We start from the raw sequence: 15,324 nt of genomic DNA, 5'->3' as shown, positions 1-15,324 counted from the left end.
TTAGCCTAGTTTTTCAGCTTTAACTGTATTGTTTTTCGTATACCATATAAATTTTCCTGTATAACCATAGATAATGGCAAGACCTATTGCTACAAAACTGAGCCACATAAACGGCAGATATGAGAAGGTAGAAACTCCTAGTATTCCCGCCATGTAAATCCCGTTATCAGACCAAGGAACCATACCTGAAGTTAATGTACCCCCGACCTCTGAGTTACGGGATAACACTCTTCTATCGAGATTCAAACGATCATAGCTGTCTTCCATAATTTTCGGAGTCAAAATAAGAGATACATACATCGCACAGCCGAAGATGTTTGCTAAAAACGCTACGATCAGCGTAGATAAAGTCACATTGCCCGGTGATGTCAGCTTCTTTTCAAACATAGAAACGATCACTTTTAAGACGCCAAGCTTTTCTAGCAGTCCGCCAAAACCAAGTCCAAAGATAATCACGACAAGGGAACTGAGCATTCCGACAATTCCGCCGCGGTTTAATAGGCCATTCAAAAATTCAACATCTGTTTTAATGGAGAATCCGTTGTATGCGGTAGCGATAGCGTCCGCAGGATTCATGCCTTGGAAAGCAACAGCCCAGATTGCACCAAGTAACGCACCAATCACGATAACCGGCATTGATGGTTTTTTCATCGCCAATAAGACAATAACAACAACAGCCGGGATCAGCATCCAAATATGAATGTCAAACGTATTTTGCAAAGATGATTTCAAGAAGTCAACTTTATCAAGGTCAATATTTTTCCCGCCGTACATAAAACCAGTAATTGTAAAGAGAATAGCTGTAATCACATATGCTGGCACAGATAAAAAGAGCATTGCTCTGACGTGGTCTAACACATCTACTTTAGATAGCGAAGAAGCAAGAACCGTACTGTCAGACAAAGGAGACAGCTTGTCCCCGAAATAAGCGCCTGAAAGGATAGCACCGGCTACAAGAGGAAGCGGAATGCCTAACCCCTCTCCAATTGCGATCATGGCAATGCCGGCAGTTCCGACTGTTCCCCATGACGTACCTGTTGCTACAGACATAATTGAACAAATAATAAGCGTTGCAAGTAAAAAGATGCTAGGGTGAATAAATTCTAAACCATAGTAAATCAGTGTGGGCACAATTCCACCAGCGATCCATGTTCCAATAAGCGCTCCTACTGAAACAAGAATCAGAACGGCTTCAAGCCCATTTGATATTCCATGCAGGATCGCATTTTGCATATCTTTATAAGTATAACCGAGTCTGATTCCGAGAATCATTGCGATAAACCAGGAAATGAAAAGCGCGAGCTGTATCGGCAAGTCTAAAAAGACGGTAAACGACATGACAAGTGCTAAAAATGATCCTAGTACAATAATAATTTCAAATAGTGTTGGCAGTCTTACATCCTTCAAAAGAAGTCCCCCTTCATGTAAAAAGCTAAAACGCTTTCAATAAATAGTGCAACACGTATACTATACTTCCTCATCCCTATGTTGTAAACAGCTTATTCATCGGAATATCCCGAGATGAATAAGCTGTTTTTTGTTCAAATTTTATTTTTCTAATAGTTCTTTCCCAGCGATACCTGGTTTTGTCATTTCATATGGGTTTAAAATGATATCCAATTCTTCTTCTGTCAGCACATCATGCTGCAGGCAAAGATCGCGGACAGATTGCCCTGTCATAATTGCTTCCCGGGCAATTCTAGCTGCCGCTTCATACCCAAGATGCGGATTGACTGCAGTGATGACTCCTGCACTTTTTTCTACGTATTGCTTCAAGCGCTTTTCGTTGGCTTCGATGCCTTTTAAGCAATTATCAGTGAACGAGCGGAAGCCGTTGTTCATGATGCTGATAGATTGAAGCAAATTAAAGACAAGCACGGGCTCCATGACGTTTAATTCAAGCTGTCCTGCTTCTGAAGCAAGGCAGATTGTATTGTCGTTTCCAATAACCTGGAACGCAATTTGGTTGATCAGCTCCGCCATAACCGGATTGACTTTTCCCGGCATAATGGATGACCCCGGCTGACGTGCAGGCAGAGAAATTTCCGCAAGGCCCGCGCGCGGTCCTGACGCCATTAAGCGCAGGTCGTTTGCGATCTTCGACATGTTCATCATGCAGACTTTTAATGAAGCTGATACCTCTGTATACGCATCTGTATTTTGTGTTGCATCAACAAGATGATCAGCGCCGACGAGAGGAAGACCGCTGATATCAGCAAGGTGCTTTACTACCTGTTTAATATATTCAGGATCAGCGTTTAGCCCTGTACCAACAGCAGTTGCGCCCATGTTGACTTCATACAGGTGCTGTCGCGATTGTTTGATTCGTTTGATATCACGCTCCAGAACACGGCTGTACGCTTCGAATTCTTGCCCAAGACGAATTGGAACCGCATCTTGAAGGTGTGTCCGGCCCATTTTAATAACAGAATCAAACTCCTGTGCTTTTTGCTTAAACACACTATGCATATCTTCCATTGTTTTCAGCAGTTTTTCCAAGAGATTCAATGTGGAAATATGAATCGCAGTCGGGAACACATCGTTTGTAGACTGTGACATATTCACATGTGTGTTTGGGCTTAAATGGATATAATCTCCCTTTTTATGTCCCATGATTTCAAGAGCCCGGTTTCCGATAACCTCATTCGCATTCATGTTCATAGAAGTTCCGGCACCGCCCTGAATCGGATCGACGATAAACTGATCGTGCCACTTGCCTTCCAGAATCTCATCAGCGGCTTGTACGATAGCTTGGCCAATTCCTTCATACAGCCGTTTCACGTCCATGTTGGCAAGAGCCGCGGCTTTTTTTACAATCGCCAGTGCGTTAATCATTTCTTCATGGATTTTGTATCCCGTAATCGGGAAATTTTCAGAAGCACGGAGCGTCTGAATTCCGTAATAAACATCTGCCTCAATTTGTTTTTCCCCAAGGAAGTCTTTTTCCACGCGATATTCTTTTTGGCCGTTTAACATAATCTTTAACCTTCTTTCTCTTTGCTGGTTATCGTTTTTACATTTTACAGGACAACGTCATCAGCTATCGGCGTTTCCATAATTCTCTTGACGACAGGAAGATCCGAAGACTGACCTAGTGCCCACATCAATTTTGGCACAATGGCTTCTGTGTTCATATTTCTTGATCGGATAATTAAGTCTTGGTTGACTCTGCGGCCTACCTCGTAAATGCTCATGTCTTCGCCTTCTTCCAGACATTGAGTTGTAATGACGACGACAATGCCGCTTTCAATCAGCTCATTCACTTTTGACAAAATGTCTCTGCCTTCAAACGGCACCCCTCCGCTGCCATAACTCTCAATGACAATCCCTTTGTACATGCTTTTCAGGGCATCAAGCATTTCGGGCTTTAAGCCTGGATGCAGCTTCAGCAGACATACATCTGTGCAAAGTGAAGTGTCAACTGCAAAGGTGTCGTTCTCAGGTTCCGTTACTTGTTTGTTGTATTCGATCCCGTCTTCATTGATAAAAGCGATATATGGGTAATTGATGCTTTCAAATGCGTCATAGCTTTTCGTTCTTAATTTGATCGCACGCGTTCCTTGAATGACTCTGCCGTCAAATACAACATAAACCCCGCCTACGCCTTCACAGGCAAAGCGAATGGCATCTGTAATATTTTTTTTGGCGTCGGTTTTTTGGAACGTGATCGGAATCTGCGAGCCGGTGATGACGATTGGCTTTTTGGCATGCTGCAGCATATATGATAGTGCGGCAGATGTATAGGCCATTGTATCTGTACCGTGAGTAATAACAAACCCGTCATAGGCATCATAATTTTCCTTAACGGCTTCGGCTATTTCCACCCAGTATTCAGGCTGCATATTGGTGCTGTCTATATTCATAAGCGACTGAGTTTCCATCGTGTAATCGTTATCAAGTTTTGATACGTAACTTAGTAATTCATCAGCCTTGACCGCGGGAGCCAGCCCATTTTCCCCTTCAACTGAAGCAATCGTTCCCCCAGTTGTCAACATCAATAATTTTTTCATACCATGCACCTCTTCACTGTATCTAAAGATGGGTTGCGAGAAGGTATTCGCTTTTCGCATACTTTTAATGCAATTATAGACACGGAAAATAAAATACGCAAGACATTATTATTCAATTCGCGTACACTTCCTAATACCTATATGATATAATCAGCTCAAGGTGAAAAAGGAGCGGAAGTTCATGAATCTAGATCGTTTAACTGAATTGAGAAAAAAGAAAAATTGGTCACTTCAATATACAGCTGACCTTCTAGGCATCGCAAAAAGCACATATGCCGGCTACGAGTCAGGCTACCGACGGCCTTCTCTTGAGGCACTTGCCATGCTTGCTGACCTCTTTGACACAACCTGCGATGAACTTTTAGGCCGTGAGAAACAAAAGCAGACTGCTCCCCAGACCATTGAATTGGCCACGTGGAGCAGCCTTGACTTTACCATTTCTGTTGATGGCAAGCCGCTGAGTGAAGATGAAATCATCCAGCTGATTACCTTTATACGGACAAAAAGAAAAGTACAGGAGGAACTGAGTTAATCTTTAACTCACGGTTTAATTTTACCGTAGGTTCCTCCTCCTCCGGCTTTCAATTCCAGTTTTCCGGATCTCGCTTTTACAATAAGCGCCGCGGTTTTTGGCGGGACAACGCGAGCCAAATCTTCTTCTGCAGCCTCATGAAGAACAGCCATTTCTGTTCCGAAGGCTTTTTTTAGCTTGTCCAGCGTTTTCGGGCCTACACCCGGAACAAATTGCAGGGGGATCTGATGTACATACCGCGGACGCGGGACGCGAACTTCAGGCTGATCACTCAATTCACGCAATCTTTCGCTGACTCCCTTGGTAAATCTGGCATTGCCGCAATTCGCGCACGATTTTTCCCCGCTCACTGCAGGTTCTCCGCACGCTTCGCAAGCCGTCTGATAATATTTCCCCAATAACGGGTCCAAGCCGTAATTTGCGATCATTTTCCTTTCATCTTGCCCTTTTAATGCAAGAGCAAACTCAGTAAAATCAGCTGATTGCACATATAGTTCATTATATTCTCTGCCGATTTTCCCCAACGAATGCGCATCAGAATTTGTTAAAAAAGGATACGGATTCAATTCAGATATGTGTGAAGCCATGTCTGTATCGCAGCTTAATCCAAGCTCCACCGCATCTATCATTGACGGATCAAAAACCTCAGTTAAGCTTGATTTAACCCCTTTTCCATATAAGCTTTTGTGCGGTGTAAAGATATGGGCGGGGATAAAAAGACCGCCCATTTCCTTGACTTTTTGTTGCAGGTTTAAGCCCGTTTCATATATCCGCTGTGAGCTTAAATGAATATTTTTCAGCCTGGCTGACAGCCAGTTTGAAAACTGCTTCATATCAGCCAGCTTCGGCATAAATACAAGCACATGGATCGGCCCGCTGCAGTCTTCATCATAAATCTCCAGCTCGCTCCCCAATAAAAGAGTCGTACTGCGATAACGGATTCCTCCCCCATCAAGCTCGCGATATTTTCCAGATGAAATGCCTTCCTCAAGCTCTAGAATGACTTCCGGAGAATGACAGTCGATAATACCGAGGAGTTCAATTCCTTTATGTTCACTGGCTTCAACCAAAATCCGGTCCAGCGTTAATGTTTTGGCGCCTGTTATTTTGACAGCCCTTCCTGTAAAGGTCCGGCCGATATGAATGTGCAAATCCGCGTAAATCTTTTTCATTTTTGTGCTTGGAGCGCTTCTTTCAGTTGAAGATATTGAATCGCATAGGCAGTTTTAGCATCATATACTTCACGCGATTCAACCAGCTTTAGCGCATCTTCAAGCGTCACCTCCATCACTTCAACAAACTCGTCCTCATCAAGCTCCCGTTTTTCTTCGAGTACAGAAAGCTCCTCAGCAAGAAATACGTGAACGATTTCATCAGCAAAGCCGGGAGAGGTATAAAACGCAGTTATTTTTGTCAGTTTTTTTGCTGTATAGCCGGTTTCCTCCTCAAGTTCCCGAAGTGCCGTATACTCCGGCTCCTCACCTTTTTCAAGCTTTCCGGCTGGAATTTCAACGATTGTCCGCTCAAGCGGCTTACGGAATTGTTTGACCAAGATAATGTTCCCTTCATCTGTGACGGCTAATACCGCTACTGCTCCAGGGTGTTTCACAATTTCACGTTTACTCGTTTTGCCGTTTGGCAGCTCTACATCCTCGACAAATAGATCAATAACTTTACCTGAAAAGATCTGTTCTTTGGCAATTGTTTTTTCTTCTAATGATTTCATTTCTTCATCTCCCGTTCTGTCTCTATATGATGCCCCATACATTTTATCATACTAGAGAAAAGGAGGCCTTTTCGTGAAAGTGTACCGCATGCCAAAAGGTGTTGTCTTAGTCGGAAAAGCATGGGAAATTCGGGCAAAGTTAAAAGAGTATGGACGCACATTTCAATATGTAAAAGAATGGGTGTCAGAGCCGTAAAAGTTGAAACTTTGGCTCCTTTATATTACGGTCAATACAAAGCCTAAAAAAAGGAGTGTGCACATGAGAAAGCGCAAACTGGGTACATCTGATTTAGAAATAAGCGAAGTCGGACTCGGCTGTATGTCTCTTGGAACTGAAAAAAACAAAGCATTGTCCATTTTGGATGAAGCGATCGAGCTCGGCATCAACTATTTGGACACAGCGGATTTGTATGACCGGGGACGCAACGAAGAAATCGTCGGTGATGCGATCCAAAACAGACGCCAGGATATTATTCTGGCAACAAAAGCGGGAAACCGTTGGGATGACGGGAGCGAGGGCTGGTATTGGGACCCTTCAAAAGCTTACATAAAAGAAGCGGTAAAAAAGAGCCTTACACGGCTGAAAACTGATTATATCGACCTTTATCAGCTACACGGCGGCACGATAGAGGATAACATTGATGAAACGATCGAGGCGTTTGAGGAATTAAAACAAGAAGGTGTCATCCGCTACTATGGCATTTCTTCCATCCGCCCGAATGTGATAAAAGAATATGTAAAGAAATCAAACATCGTCAGCATCATGATGCAATTCAGCTTGTTTGACAGACGCCCTGAGGAATGGCTCCCGCTTTTAGAGGAACATCAAATCAGCGTAGTCGCCAGAGGCCCTGTTGCCAAAGGGCTCTTAACCGAAAGACCCCTTGATCAAGCGGCAGACAGCATGAAACAAAACGGGTACTTGTCCTATTCATTTGAAGAACTGACAAATGCCCGCAAGGCAATGGAGGAAGTGGCTCCCGACCTTTCAATGACAGAAAAGTCGCTGCAGTATCTGTTAGCACAGCCAGCTGTCGCTTCAGTGATTACAGGCGCCAGTAAGGTTGAGCAGTTACGGGAAAACATTCAGGCAGCAAAGGCGCGGCGTTTAACAGAAGAAGAAATCAAAGCGCTTCAATCTCATACGAAACAAGACGTTTATGAAGCCCACCGCTCTTAATAGAAAAATCAGCACCCTTAAGGGTGCTGATTTCATTTTGTTGACCGCGATTGAAAACCATGCAGGTTAGAAAAGACATGCATGGAAGCTGCCGACTCACAGGCTTGACAAGGTACACAAGTGTTTGTCGACACGCTTGAAACCAGCCTCTGTATAGGTGGCCGATTTATTTATATCGATGCCAATCCATTTGGCTTTCATTTAGGAGTTGTTCAAAACTTTTATTTTTTTCGATCTCTTTTTTCTTTCTGATCTGTTCTGCTTTTTCTCTTTCCTGCCTCTTTTCATCCTCTTCCTTCAATTGGCTCTTCATCTCCATAAGCTTTGCTTTGATATCGGATTGAAGGCCGTCTTTTAGCTGGTGTTTGTCAGCGGATTTTTGTTTTTTCATGCAGACTTCCCCCATGTTTTGTTTTGAAGCCAGTTTATCACGGAGCATATAAGCTGAACAAGCAAACTCTCTTCTGATAACTTTCTCAGCGCAGCAGTGTTTAGGTATAATGATCTTAAAAACGAATGACCTATATATTTCGTTGAAAGGTGCTGTGTCTTTTGAAGAAAATCCTTTTGGCCATTGGCGCTCTCTTAACTGCTGTCATCGCGATCGGAATTGTTTTTTCGAACATGATTCTATTCATCAAGAAAAAAACGGACGAAGACATTATCAAAAGAGAGAAAGACGACGGACATGATGTGTTCGAATCATTTGAACAAATGGAGAAAACCGCTTTTGAGATTCCATCCGCTTACGGGTATACCATAAAGGGATACCATGTCGCACCGCATGACACTCAAAACACCATCATCATCTGCCACGGAGTAACGATGAATGTGCTGAATTCTCTTAAGTATATGCATTTATTTCTTGATCTCGGCTGGAATGTACTTATTTATGATCACCGCCGGCATGGCCAAAGCGGCGGAAAGACGACCAGTTACGGGTTTTATGAAAAAGATGATCTCAATGAGGTTGTCAGCTGGCTCAAAAACAAAACAAATCATCGCGGATTGATCGGAATTCACGGTGAATCGATGGGAGCTGTGACCGCTCTGCTTTACGCTGGCGCACACTGTGAAGATGGCGCTGATTTTTATATTGCCGATTGTCCGTTCGCATGTTTTGATGAACAGCTTGCCTATCTGCTGAAAACGGAATACAGGCTCCCGTCTTGGCCCCTGCTCCCTATCGCCGACTTCTTTTTGAAGCTGAGGGGCGGCTATCGCGCTCGCGAAGTATCTCCGCTTGCTGTCATTGATCAAATCGAAAAGCCGGTCCTCTTTATTCACAGTCAGGATGATGATTACATTCCTGTTTCTTCAACCGAGCGGCTTTACGAAAAGAAAACCGGACCGAAAGCGCTGTATATCGCCGAGAACGGTGAACATGCCATGTCATACACCAAAAACCGGGACACGTACCGAAAAACGGTGCAGGAGTTTTTAGACAAAATGAAGGTCTCAACATAATAAAAAAGCGAAAGGCCTCGTCGGCTCTTTCGCTTTTTTATTTCACAAAACGTCGGTAATATCATCCATATGTTCTCTGATCCATTCAATCGCAAGGTCTATCGTTGTAAACTCCTGCGTCTCGAAGGTCATTTCATCCTGCAATAGCCAAACATCTTTCTTGACGGATTCTGCTCCTCCAATTGACCAGTGAAGCAAGGTATAGGGATGGTTTTGATTCAGGAAGGATACCCACGTTTTATTTTGTGCTGTGTTCTTCATTGCTTTCAGCTTTTGTTCCACGTTTCGCGTCTCCTACTTTACTAATATGCTCATTCTGGGGCTGAGCATTTCAGCCGGGCTTTTCAGCGCCAATGTTTTGGCTTTTTCATTGTAATCGATCGTCATTTGATCGTCAAAAAACACTTTTTGCGACGATTGGATATACAGCGGAATGCCGTTCGTTTCCAGCTGCTCGCACTGTCCCGTTAATTCTTCTGTCAGCCAGATTGTCGGTACACCGCTTACCGCGCAGCCGCATCCTTCTGCATCATAACGAAGCTGGGCTTTTTTTCCCGGGTTGGCGTCGAACGCCTGCTGCAGTGCCTGTTTCGCTGCATCTGTCACATGTATGTTCATAAGGTGAAACCCCCGTTTTCATCATTTTCGCTATTGTAGCATACAACACTGCCATTCGCATGGTTTCTGCCTTTTTTCCACCGCTTCGCATTTTCTTCTGCAGCCTTGATCCATTCATCTTTCCCTTGCATGTATTGTTTGATGCTATCGGAATGCTGGGCCGCCAGCCGTTTTTTGAGAACGGCGTATTCTTTCGCTATGCTCGGATGAGCTCTGAGATAATCTCTGAATAACAGATGCCTTTCAATAGCAGGGTTTCCCTGTTCGTACAGATGGACATGATGGGTTCGTTTATTTCCGCCCTTTTGGAAATAACGCCTGCCCGCTATGCCGTTCTCACCTTTTGGCATATAGCCGACAGCCTTCATTTGTTCATCAAATTGGCTCACGGCCTCAATGCTTCTGACTTCAATTAACATATCAATGATTGGCTTCGCTGCCATGTTCGGTATCGATGTGCTTCCGATATGATGAACGGCGATCATCTCCGGCCCGAACACCCGCTTCAGCCGTTCTTTTTCTTCATCGAAACCTTTCGTCCATTTTTCGTTGTAGGGAACGACCTCAACTTTTCTTTTCGGATACAAATGAAAGACCGACAGCAATAGATCCTGCGCTGCTTTGACGGTTTCTGCTTTTTGGAATCCAGCCTGTGTATAGAGTGACACGGCCGGGATATTTTTCTCGGCTGTGACTACTTCGATTTTCTCAGCGTCTTCGTTCTGATCAATGACAAATTGCAGAAGTGCTCGTCCAATTCCTTTTCTAAAACCGTCAGGATGCACAACAAGCCTGCAAATGGTGAGATGATGCATGTTTTTCTCATATGAAATGACACCGATCAGCTTGCCGTTTTTCCGATATCCCGCAAACCGTTCATGAGATGCTTGAATATCCTTCACCTTCTCTTGTAAAGCCGGAATGCCGTCAAAACCGATAATCTCTGTTTCCTTTATGTAAGATGGGATCTGTACGGCTATAATCTCACGGGCTATTGTGTCTTCCTTATGCTGAAGAAATTCAATCATTCGTGTTCTCCTGAAACAGCCGCTGTCTTTCGACTTTTGAGACGCGGACTGCATACGACTCGTACCAAACACTTTTTCCTTTTTCTTTTGCCGCTTGATGTTCAGTGTGATGCTTCCAAAGGATAATTGCGTTCATACTGTCCCAATAGGAAACTGTGATGCCCCTTCCATCCGCTTCACGAACGCTTTCCACGCCTAAAAATCCAGGCTGATCCGCTGCAAGCAATACCATCCGCTCTGCCGTTTCTCCATATCCTGTGTCAGTTTCGCTTTTGACAGAAGAAAAAATGACGGCATAGTAAGGAGGCTCAGGTGTTTTTGATAAAAAATCCATCATATTTCCCCCTCATATGTTTTTGACAAACAGTACCCTGTCTTGGCCAGGGCCATCATAGTTTGCAAACACTGAGATGCCATTTACCGTCTTGGTGCCCTTTTCAATATCAAACCCCAATTTTGTGTGATATGCGATTGATACTTTATTCACTGGTGAAGTGACGCACTTCACCCGGGTGCATCCTCTTTGTTTTACTGTTTCAATAAATACATCGTATAATTGTTTTCCAATTTGCATTTTTCTGAAATCCGGATGCACACCGGAAAAATGAATGTACGCCGTTTCAGGATCCGATTGCGATTGAAACCCGATTAAAAATCCGGTCATGCTATTATGTTCAGATGCAAGAAAGCTTGTGTCCTGAAAATGCTCAAAAAATAGTCTCGGCAATTTTTCTTTCAGCTGTCTGCCGCCCCACCATTCATTCATTACAGACGTTACCATTTCATAATCTGAAGACGTGATTGTTCGAATATCCATTACGATTTGATCTCCCTCCGTCTGGCAAAACGAATGTTAGCTCTTTTTCTCACAATATAAAAATTATATTTTGCCTGGCTGGAATTGTAAATGCCTTCTTTCCTGTATCATACGTTTCCAGACTGCCGAGGGAACAATATTTGATCATTTTACACATTTCTCCCCCAAGCAGGAGGAGAGACTTTACAGCACAATATCAAGCACTTGATCAAGTTTCAGCTTATAAAGCTGGTCCTCATCTCCTTTTATCCATACTGCTTTTTCAAACTCTTCATACCGGCAGATTTTCCCGGTGCAGCGGACAATTTCACCGTCCTGAAAGCAGCTGACAGTGATATCCTGAGCAAACTCCATCGCGGTGCAAAGCGTTTGATTCATCTCTTCCAGCTTATCGGGATCAAGGGTCGGCTTTTGCAGCTTCTGTTTATGCCGCTTTCTCTCCAGCAGGCTTTGCTTATGTTCCGGCAGAAACATCCTGCTTCCTTCCCACAGCAGGTTGCCCCTTTTTAAATGATCGTTCATTTATAGTGCCCCCCTATTTTAGCCGCACGTTCAAATGCCTGGCCTGCCGCTGTCAATGACGCCGCCCTGATGATTGCTGTATCGCCGAATCGATTTTTAATGCCGTCCATCACATAGCCTAGGCTCATTTTCTTTGCATAATCCTGAAATAAATTGAGCTGCCATATGTCATCAGATGAGAGCTGAGACAGATTGACACCGAGGCGGCGGACGGGTTTCCCGTCCCAAAATGTAAGAAACAGCCGGCATACAGCCTCATATACATCTTGCGTAGAATTCGTCGGTTCCGCCAGCTTCACTTGCCGATTGAAGCCCGTCGGCCAATCAAAATCAGCACCCCGGCAGCTCACTGACACCGTCTGCCCCATTACTCCGGCGTTTCGGCTTCGCCTGCACACTTCTTCACTCAGCTCCAGCAATACGACCTTGATTTCTTTGTCAAAGTGTTCGTAGTCTCTCGGGAGAGTCATTCCATGGCCGATCGCCTTTTGCCCGTCTAGAGATGAAGTTGATACAGGGGAATAATCAATTCCGTTTGCCGTCATCCACAGCACGTGGCCGTTAATGCCCCATTTCTTTTTTAAAAGATCGAGCGGAAAAGCCGCGAGCCCGCCGATCGTGCTGATGCCCATTCGATTTAAATGATGCTTCATGCGGCTCCCGACGCCAAACATGCTGCCCACCGGGAGCGGCCACATTTCGGTTTTTATATTTTCTTTCGTTAAGGTAAAAATACCGTTCTTATTCTTTTTGGCAAAATTGTCACACGCAATTTTGGCCAGCGCTTTGTTAGGGCCGATTCCAACCCGCGCATAAACGCCGATCTCCCGCATGATTCTGCCCTGAATGCTTTTCGCGATCTCCATCGGCGTCCCAAACAGCTTCTGGCTGCCTGTAATGTCCATGAACTGTTCATCGATGGAATAAGGCTCCACAAGGTCTGTATACTCCTCTAGAATAGCCGTAATTTGCAGTGATACATCAATATACCGCTGCATACGCGGCCGGAGCACAACAGCCTCAGGACACTTTTCCTGTGCCTCCCACAGCCGTGAAGCATTCACCACACCCTTTTGTTTCGCCAGCGGGCAGGCAGCCAGTACAACTCCGCCCCTTTTTTCAGGATCCCCCGAAACAATGACGGGCTTATTTTTCAAATGTGGATTTTCCGCTTTCTCTACAGATGCATAAAACGATTGCATGTCAACGAGAAAAATCACTTTTTCTTTCATCATACACACCTCTAAAAAGAACTTATGTTCGTTTTTCTATTATATGCGAAAGTATGTTCGTTTTATACTGGTAAATGATTCTTGTCTGACAGAAAATATGATCCAAGGGTTTGAGAGAAGAAAAACATTTAGTAGAATAAAAGCGAAGCATAAGGATAGGAGAGTCATAATGGAGAAATTTGTTGAAAAAATGATGGAACAGGCACTGCGTCAATACGGCAGAAACGTTGCTATAGATCCGTTAAGCCCGTATGAAAAACAAAGCCTGAAAGCAGCTCTAGAAGAGAGACGGAATGAAGAACCAGATGAGGATTTGCATGCGCATATAGAAGATATCATTTATGACTATGTCACAAACCAAGGCCTGTTCTCTTAAACGTATGACTGCCAGTGCTTTCAGCCGCTGATGCGGCTTCCCTTTAAAAACACCGCCTGATAACAAAGAAACAGTCTCAAAGCCATACGACAGCCCTTCAATGCTCGCGCAAAACGGAATAAGCTGTCCACGAACACGCGTGAATACACGATTACCATCCTTAATTCAACCGAAGAGATGCGCGCGCTCTTCTGTCATGCGGCATGACGGTTTTCCGCGTACTTCTTGATCTCATATCCGGCTTTGCTGCCGATATGCTCCGGCATCCCGGCGGCTTAAACTCCTTTACTGTTTCAAACAGACACCCTCCTGACCAATCGCTTTGCTTTTCATCGGATATATCATGATCTTCCTTCTGGCATCACCCTCAATTTCAATACGTAGCCATGTACGCCGTCAACACATAATGTATTGCCATCCAAACAATCTACAGACATACGACGTATCAATAACGAAATATTTTGAATCATCTATTGGATAAGGGAATTTTTTCATATATGATAGAGAAAGATCTTACCTACAGGAGAGAATATAATTCATGAAGCAATGGAAAGATATCCACCCGATCAGCTGGACAATTATAATCGGAACCATTTTTGGCAGAATGGCAACATCGATGAGCATTCCTTTTTTAGCGATTTATTTGACAGCCGTCCAAGGTGCATCAGCTTCCTATGCAGGACTGGTCATTGCCGCAAGCTCCTCAGTCGGCATCCTCGCAAGCTTTTACGGCGGATATATCTCCGATACATTCGGCAGAAAAAACATGATGCTTGTGTCCATTTTCGGATGGATGCTGGTATTTATGGGGTTTGCGGCAGCATCTCATCTCTGGGTGTTTTTTGTAGTCAACGCATTAAACGGCCTTTGCAAATCACTGTTTGAGCCCGCTTCAAAGGCTTTGCTGTCTGATATGACAGAAGAAAAAACAAGACTGCTTGTTTTTAATTTACGCTATGCAGCTATTAATATCGGCGTTGTCTTCGGACCCGTGCTAGGCCTGTATTTCGGCTCATCGCAATCGACCACGCCCTTTTTGGTGCCTGCAGTCATTTACGGACTATACGGACTTGTGCTTGCCAGCCAATTTAAAAAACATCCTTCTTTATCAGCATCAGACCAGTCCCGACATATGAGCGTAAGGGAAGCGTTTATGGTCACGCAAAAGGATTATCTTTTTACAATTGCTTTGGTTGGCATTACGCTATGCACCTTTGGCTACTCACAATTTAGTTCCACATTCCCTCAATATATGGCGCAAAACCCCTTGATCGGCAATGGAACGAAGCTGTACGGACTGATGCTGACATTAAACGCAATCGTAGTGTTGGCGACGCAATTTCCCATTGTCCATTTTGCAAAACGTTTTTCGCCGCTTTGCTCTCTGATGCTCGGTAATGTGATGGTTAGTATCAGCATGGCCATTTTCACCGTATCACACGGTGTTTCATCACTTGTGATGATTGTCATCACTTTTACAATCGGCGAAGTTCTTTTGTTCTCTATGATGGATTTGTTTGTAGACCAGATTGCAAAACCAGGATTAAAAGGCACTTATTTCGGGGCCATCGGTTTTTCCCAGCTCGGAAACGTCATCGGCCCCTGGGTCGGAGGGATATGTATAGACCTGTTTGGCGCTGGTCGGCCAATTTTTATTTTTTCTGTCCTGAGCGGCATTACCCTGCTCGGACTGCCATTTTTAGCGGTCGCCTATCGGCAGATGAAAACGGAAACCACAAAACACGGTTGCCGTCTGGAAAAACAGCTTTAAATAAAAAACGGGAGAAAATGAATCTCTCCCGCAAACATGAGGTGA

19 protein-coding genes are annotated in these 15,324 nt (G+C 44.2%); 6 read left to right on the top strand and 13 right to left on the bottom strand.

The features are described 5' to 3' along the window. From mleN to ansA, 3 genes are all read right to left on the bottom strand, one after another. Complete coding sequence (gene mleN, locus QA442_RS09945; RefSeq protein ID WP_014664488.1) at nucleotides 1-1,407, bottom strand: malate-H+/Na+-lactate antiporter MleN; 1,407 nt, start codon at nucleotides 1,405-1,407, stop codon at nucleotides 1-3. A 141-nt stretch (nucleotides 1,408-1,548) separates the two neighbouring features. Then, nucleotides 1,549-2,976 carry an aspartate ammonia-lyase gene (aspA, locus tag QA442_RS09940; RefSeq protein WP_014664489.1) on the bottom strand — a complete coding sequence of 476 codons (1,428 nt, stop codon included), beginning with the start codon at nucleotides 2,974-2,976 and terminating at the stop codon, nucleotides 1,549-1,551. A 44-nt stretch (nucleotides 2,977-3,020) separates the two neighbouring features. Beyond that, complete coding sequence (gene ansA / locus QA442_RS09935) at nucleotides 3,021-4,010, bottom strand: asparaginase (RefSeq protein ID WP_040082724.1); 990 nt, start codon at nucleotides 4,008-4,010, stop codon at nucleotides 3,021-3,023. Between the two features lie 181 nt (nucleotides 4,011-4,191). Between ansA and ansR the strand changes: the two genes are divergently transcribed. Further along, nucleotides 4,192-4,542: an HTH-type transcriptional regulator AnsR gene (ansR, locus tag QA442_RS09930; protein WP_014664491.1), complete on the top strand. Its 351-nt coding sequence runs from the start codon at nucleotides 4,192-4,194 to the stop codon at nucleotides 4,540-4,542. A gap of 8 nt (nucleotides 4,543-4,550) precedes the next feature. On the opposite strand, the gene QA442_RS09925 is transcribed toward ansR, so the two are convergent. Both QA442_RS09925 and nudF read right to left on the bottom strand, forming a co-directional pair. Beyond that, nucleotides 4,551-5,714 carry a TIGR00375 family protein gene (locus QA442_RS09925; protein WP_095431488.1) on the bottom strand — a complete coding sequence of 388 codons (1,164 nt, stop codon included), beginning with the start codon at nucleotides 5,712-5,714 and terminating at the stop codon, nucleotides 4,551-4,553. Continuing rightward, a complete protein-coding gene (gene nudF, locus QA442_RS09920; protein WP_014664493.1) occupies nucleotides 5,711-6,268 on the bottom strand; it encodes an ADP-ribose pyrophosphatase in 558 nt (185 codons plus the stop codon). Before nudF ends, QA442_RS09925 begins: the two co-directional genes overlap by 4 nt. Nucleotides 6,269-6,341: 73 nt before the next feature. Here nudF and mciZ point away from each other — a divergent pair, with 73 nt between their 5' ends. Further along, a complete protein-coding gene (mciZ, locus tag QA442_RS09915; protein WP_014664494.1) occupies nucleotides 6,342-6,464 on the top strand; it encodes a Z-ring formation inhibitor MciZ in 123 nt (40 codons plus the stop codon). 63 nt (nucleotides 6,465-6,527) lie between these two features. Further along, nucleotides 6,528-7,448 (top strand): aldo/keto reductase, encoded by a 921-nt coding sequence (locus tag QA442_RS09910; RefSeq protein ID WP_014664495.1) that lies wholly within the window; start codon nucleotides 6,528-6,530, stop codon nucleotides 7,446-7,448. A gap of 166 nt (nucleotides 7,449-7,614) precedes the next feature. On the opposite strand, the gene QA442_RS09905 is transcribed toward QA442_RS09910, so the two are convergent. Continuing rightward, nucleotides 7,615-7,839: a YqkE family protein gene (locus QA442_RS09905; protein WP_014664496.1), complete on the bottom strand. Its 225-nt coding sequence runs from the start codon at nucleotides 7,837-7,839 to the stop codon at nucleotides 7,615-7,617. Between the two features lie 161 nt (nucleotides 7,840-8,000). Here QA442_RS09905 and QA442_RS09900 point away from each other — a divergent pair, with 161 nt between their 5' ends. Beyond that, nucleotides 8,001-8,915, top strand: coding sequence for an alpha/beta hydrolase (locus tag QA442_RS09900; RefSeq protein ID WP_095431487.1), 915 nt, complete (start codon nucleotides 8,001-8,003; stop codon nucleotides 8,913-8,915). Between the two features lie 42 nt (nucleotides 8,916-8,957). Here QA442_RS09900 and QA442_RS09895 read toward each other — a convergent pair whose 3' ends face one another. From QA442_RS09895 to QA442_RS09865, 7 genes are all read right to left on the bottom strand, one after another. Then, nucleotides 8,958-9,197, bottom strand: a complete 240-nt coding sequence (locus tag QA442_RS09895; protein WP_014664498.1) for a YqkC family protein — start codon at nucleotides 9,195-9,197, stop codon at nucleotides 8,958-8,960. Nucleotides 9,198-9,209: 12 nt separating this feature from the next. Next, a complete protein-coding gene (locus tag QA442_RS09890) occupies nucleotides 9,210-9,533 on the bottom strand; it encodes an iron-sulfur cluster biosynthesis family protein (protein ID WP_014664499.1) in 324 nt (107 codons plus the stop codon). Continuing rightward, nucleotides 9,530-10,561, bottom strand: a complete 1,032-nt coding sequence (locus QA442_RS09885; protein WP_095431486.1) for a bifunctional GNAT family N-acetyltransferase/GrpB family protein — start codon at nucleotides 10,559-10,561, stop codon at nucleotides 9,530-9,532. Before QA442_RS09885 ends, QA442_RS09890 begins: the two co-directional genes overlap by 4 nt. Continuing rightward, nucleotides 10,554-10,898: an antibiotic biosynthesis monooxygenase family protein gene (locus QA442_RS09880; protein WP_069149822.1), complete on the bottom strand. Its 345-nt coding sequence runs from the start codon at nucleotides 10,896-10,898 to the stop codon at nucleotides 10,554-10,556. Before QA442_RS09880 ends, QA442_RS09885 begins: the two co-directional genes overlap by 8 nt. Nucleotides 10,899-10,907: 9 nt before the next feature. Continuing rightward, on the bottom strand, nucleotides 10,908-11,378 hold the full coding sequence (locus QA442_RS09875) for a GNAT family N-acetyltransferase (RefSeq protein ID WP_069149823.1): 471 nt from the start codon (nucleotides 11,376-11,378) through the stop codon (nucleotides 10,908-10,910). Nucleotides 11,379-11,561: 183 nt separating this feature from the next. Then, entirely contained in the window at nucleotides 11,562-11,900 is a 339-nt protein-coding gene (locus QA442_RS09870; RefSeq protein ID WP_014664503.1) for a YolD-like family protein, read from the bottom strand. Continuing rightward, entirely contained in the window at nucleotides 11,897-13,135 is a 1,239-nt protein-coding gene (locus tag QA442_RS09865) for a DNA polymerase IV (protein WP_080478242.1), read from the bottom strand. Before QA442_RS09865 ends, QA442_RS09870 begins: the two co-directional genes overlap by 4 nt. 166 nt (nucleotides 13,136-13,301) lie before the next feature. Between QA442_RS09865 and QA442_RS09860 the strand changes: the two genes are divergently transcribed. Both QA442_RS09860 and QA442_RS09855 read left to right on the top strand, forming a co-directional pair. Next, the gene (locus QA442_RS09860; RefSeq protein ID WP_095431485.1) at nucleotides 13,302-13,508 is read left to right on the top strand and encodes a YqzH family protein; all 207 of its coding nucleotides are present in this window, start codon (nucleotides 13,302-13,304) and stop codon (nucleotides 13,506-13,508) included. 538 nt (nucleotides 13,509-14,046) lie between these two features. After that, the gene (locus QA442_RS09855; protein WP_095431484.1) at nucleotides 14,047-15,279 is read left to right on the top strand and encodes an MDR family MFS transporter; all 1,233 of its coding nucleotides are present in this window, start codon (nucleotides 14,047-14,049) and stop codon (nucleotides 15,277-15,279) included. The last annotated feature ends 45 nt before the right edge of the window (nucleotides 15,280-15,324 follow it).

Source organism: Bacillus stercoris (assembly GCF_029772985.1).
Taxonomy (GTDB): domain Bacteria; phylum Bacillota; class Bacilli; order Bacillales; family Bacillaceae; genus Bacillus; species Bacillus stercoris.
This window is presented reverse-complemented; position numbering and strand designations above follow the sequence as displayed.

Excerpts from the sequence above, each read along its gene's own strand:
- QA442_RS09910 (WP_014664495.1), top strand. The coding sequence starts at position 6,528 with ATGAGAAAGCGCAAACTGGGTACATCTGATTTAGAAATAAGCGAAGTC.
- ansR (WP_014664491.1), top strand. The coding sequence starts at position 4,192 with ATGAATCTAGATCGTTTAACTGAATTGAGAAAAAAGAAAAATTGGTCA.
- QA442_RS09875 (WP_069149823.1), bottom strand. The coding sequence starts at position 11,378 with ATGGATATTCGAACAATCACGTCTTCAGATTATGAAATGGTAACGTCT.
- QA442_RS09890 (WP_014664499.1), bottom strand. The coding sequence starts at position 9,533 with ATGAACATACATGTGACAGATGCAGCGAAACAGGCACTGCAGCAGGCG.
- QA442_RS09860 (WP_095431485.1), top strand. The coding sequence starts at position 13,302 with ATGGAGAAATTTGTTGAAAAAATGATGGAACAGGCACTGCGTCAATAC.
- QA442_RS09855 (WP_095431484.1), top strand. The coding sequence starts at position 14,047 with ATGAAGCAATGGAAAGATATCCACCCGATCAGCTGGACAATTATAATC.
- QA442_RS09885 (WP_095431486.1), bottom strand. The coding sequence starts at position 10,561 with ATGATTGAATTTCTTCAGCATAAGGAAGACACAATAGCCCGTGAGATT.
- QA442_RS09925 (WP_095431488.1), bottom strand. The coding sequence starts at position 5,714 with ATGAAAAAGATTTACGCGGATTTGCACATTCATATCGGCCGGACCTTT.
- nudF (WP_014664493.1), bottom strand. The coding sequence starts at position 6,268 with ATGAAATCATTAGAAGAAAAAACAATTGCCAAAGAACAGATCTTTTCA.
- QA442_RS09880 (WP_069149822.1), bottom strand. The coding sequence starts at position 10,898 with ATGATGGATTTTTTATCAAAAACACCTGAGCCTCCTTACTATGCCGTC.
- aspA (WP_014664489.1), bottom strand. The coding sequence starts at position 2,976 with ATGTTAAACGGCCAAAAAGAATATCGCGTGGAAAAAGACTTCCTTGGG.
- QA442_RS09905 (WP_014664496.1), bottom strand. The coding sequence starts at position 7,839 with ATGAAAAAACAAAAATCCGCTGACAAACACCAGCTAAAAGACGGCCTT.
- ansA (WP_040082724.1), bottom strand. The coding sequence starts at position 4,010 with ATGAAAAAATTATTGATGTTGACAACTGGGGGAACGATTGCTTCAGTT.
- QA442_RS09870 (WP_014664503.1), bottom strand. The coding sequence starts at position 11,900 with ATGAACGATCATTTAAAAAGGGGCAACCTGCTGTGGGAAGGAAGCAGG.
- QA442_RS09865 (WP_080478242.1), bottom strand. The coding sequence starts at position 13,135 with ATGATGAAAGAAAAAGTGATTTTTCTCGTTGACATGCAATCGTTTTAT.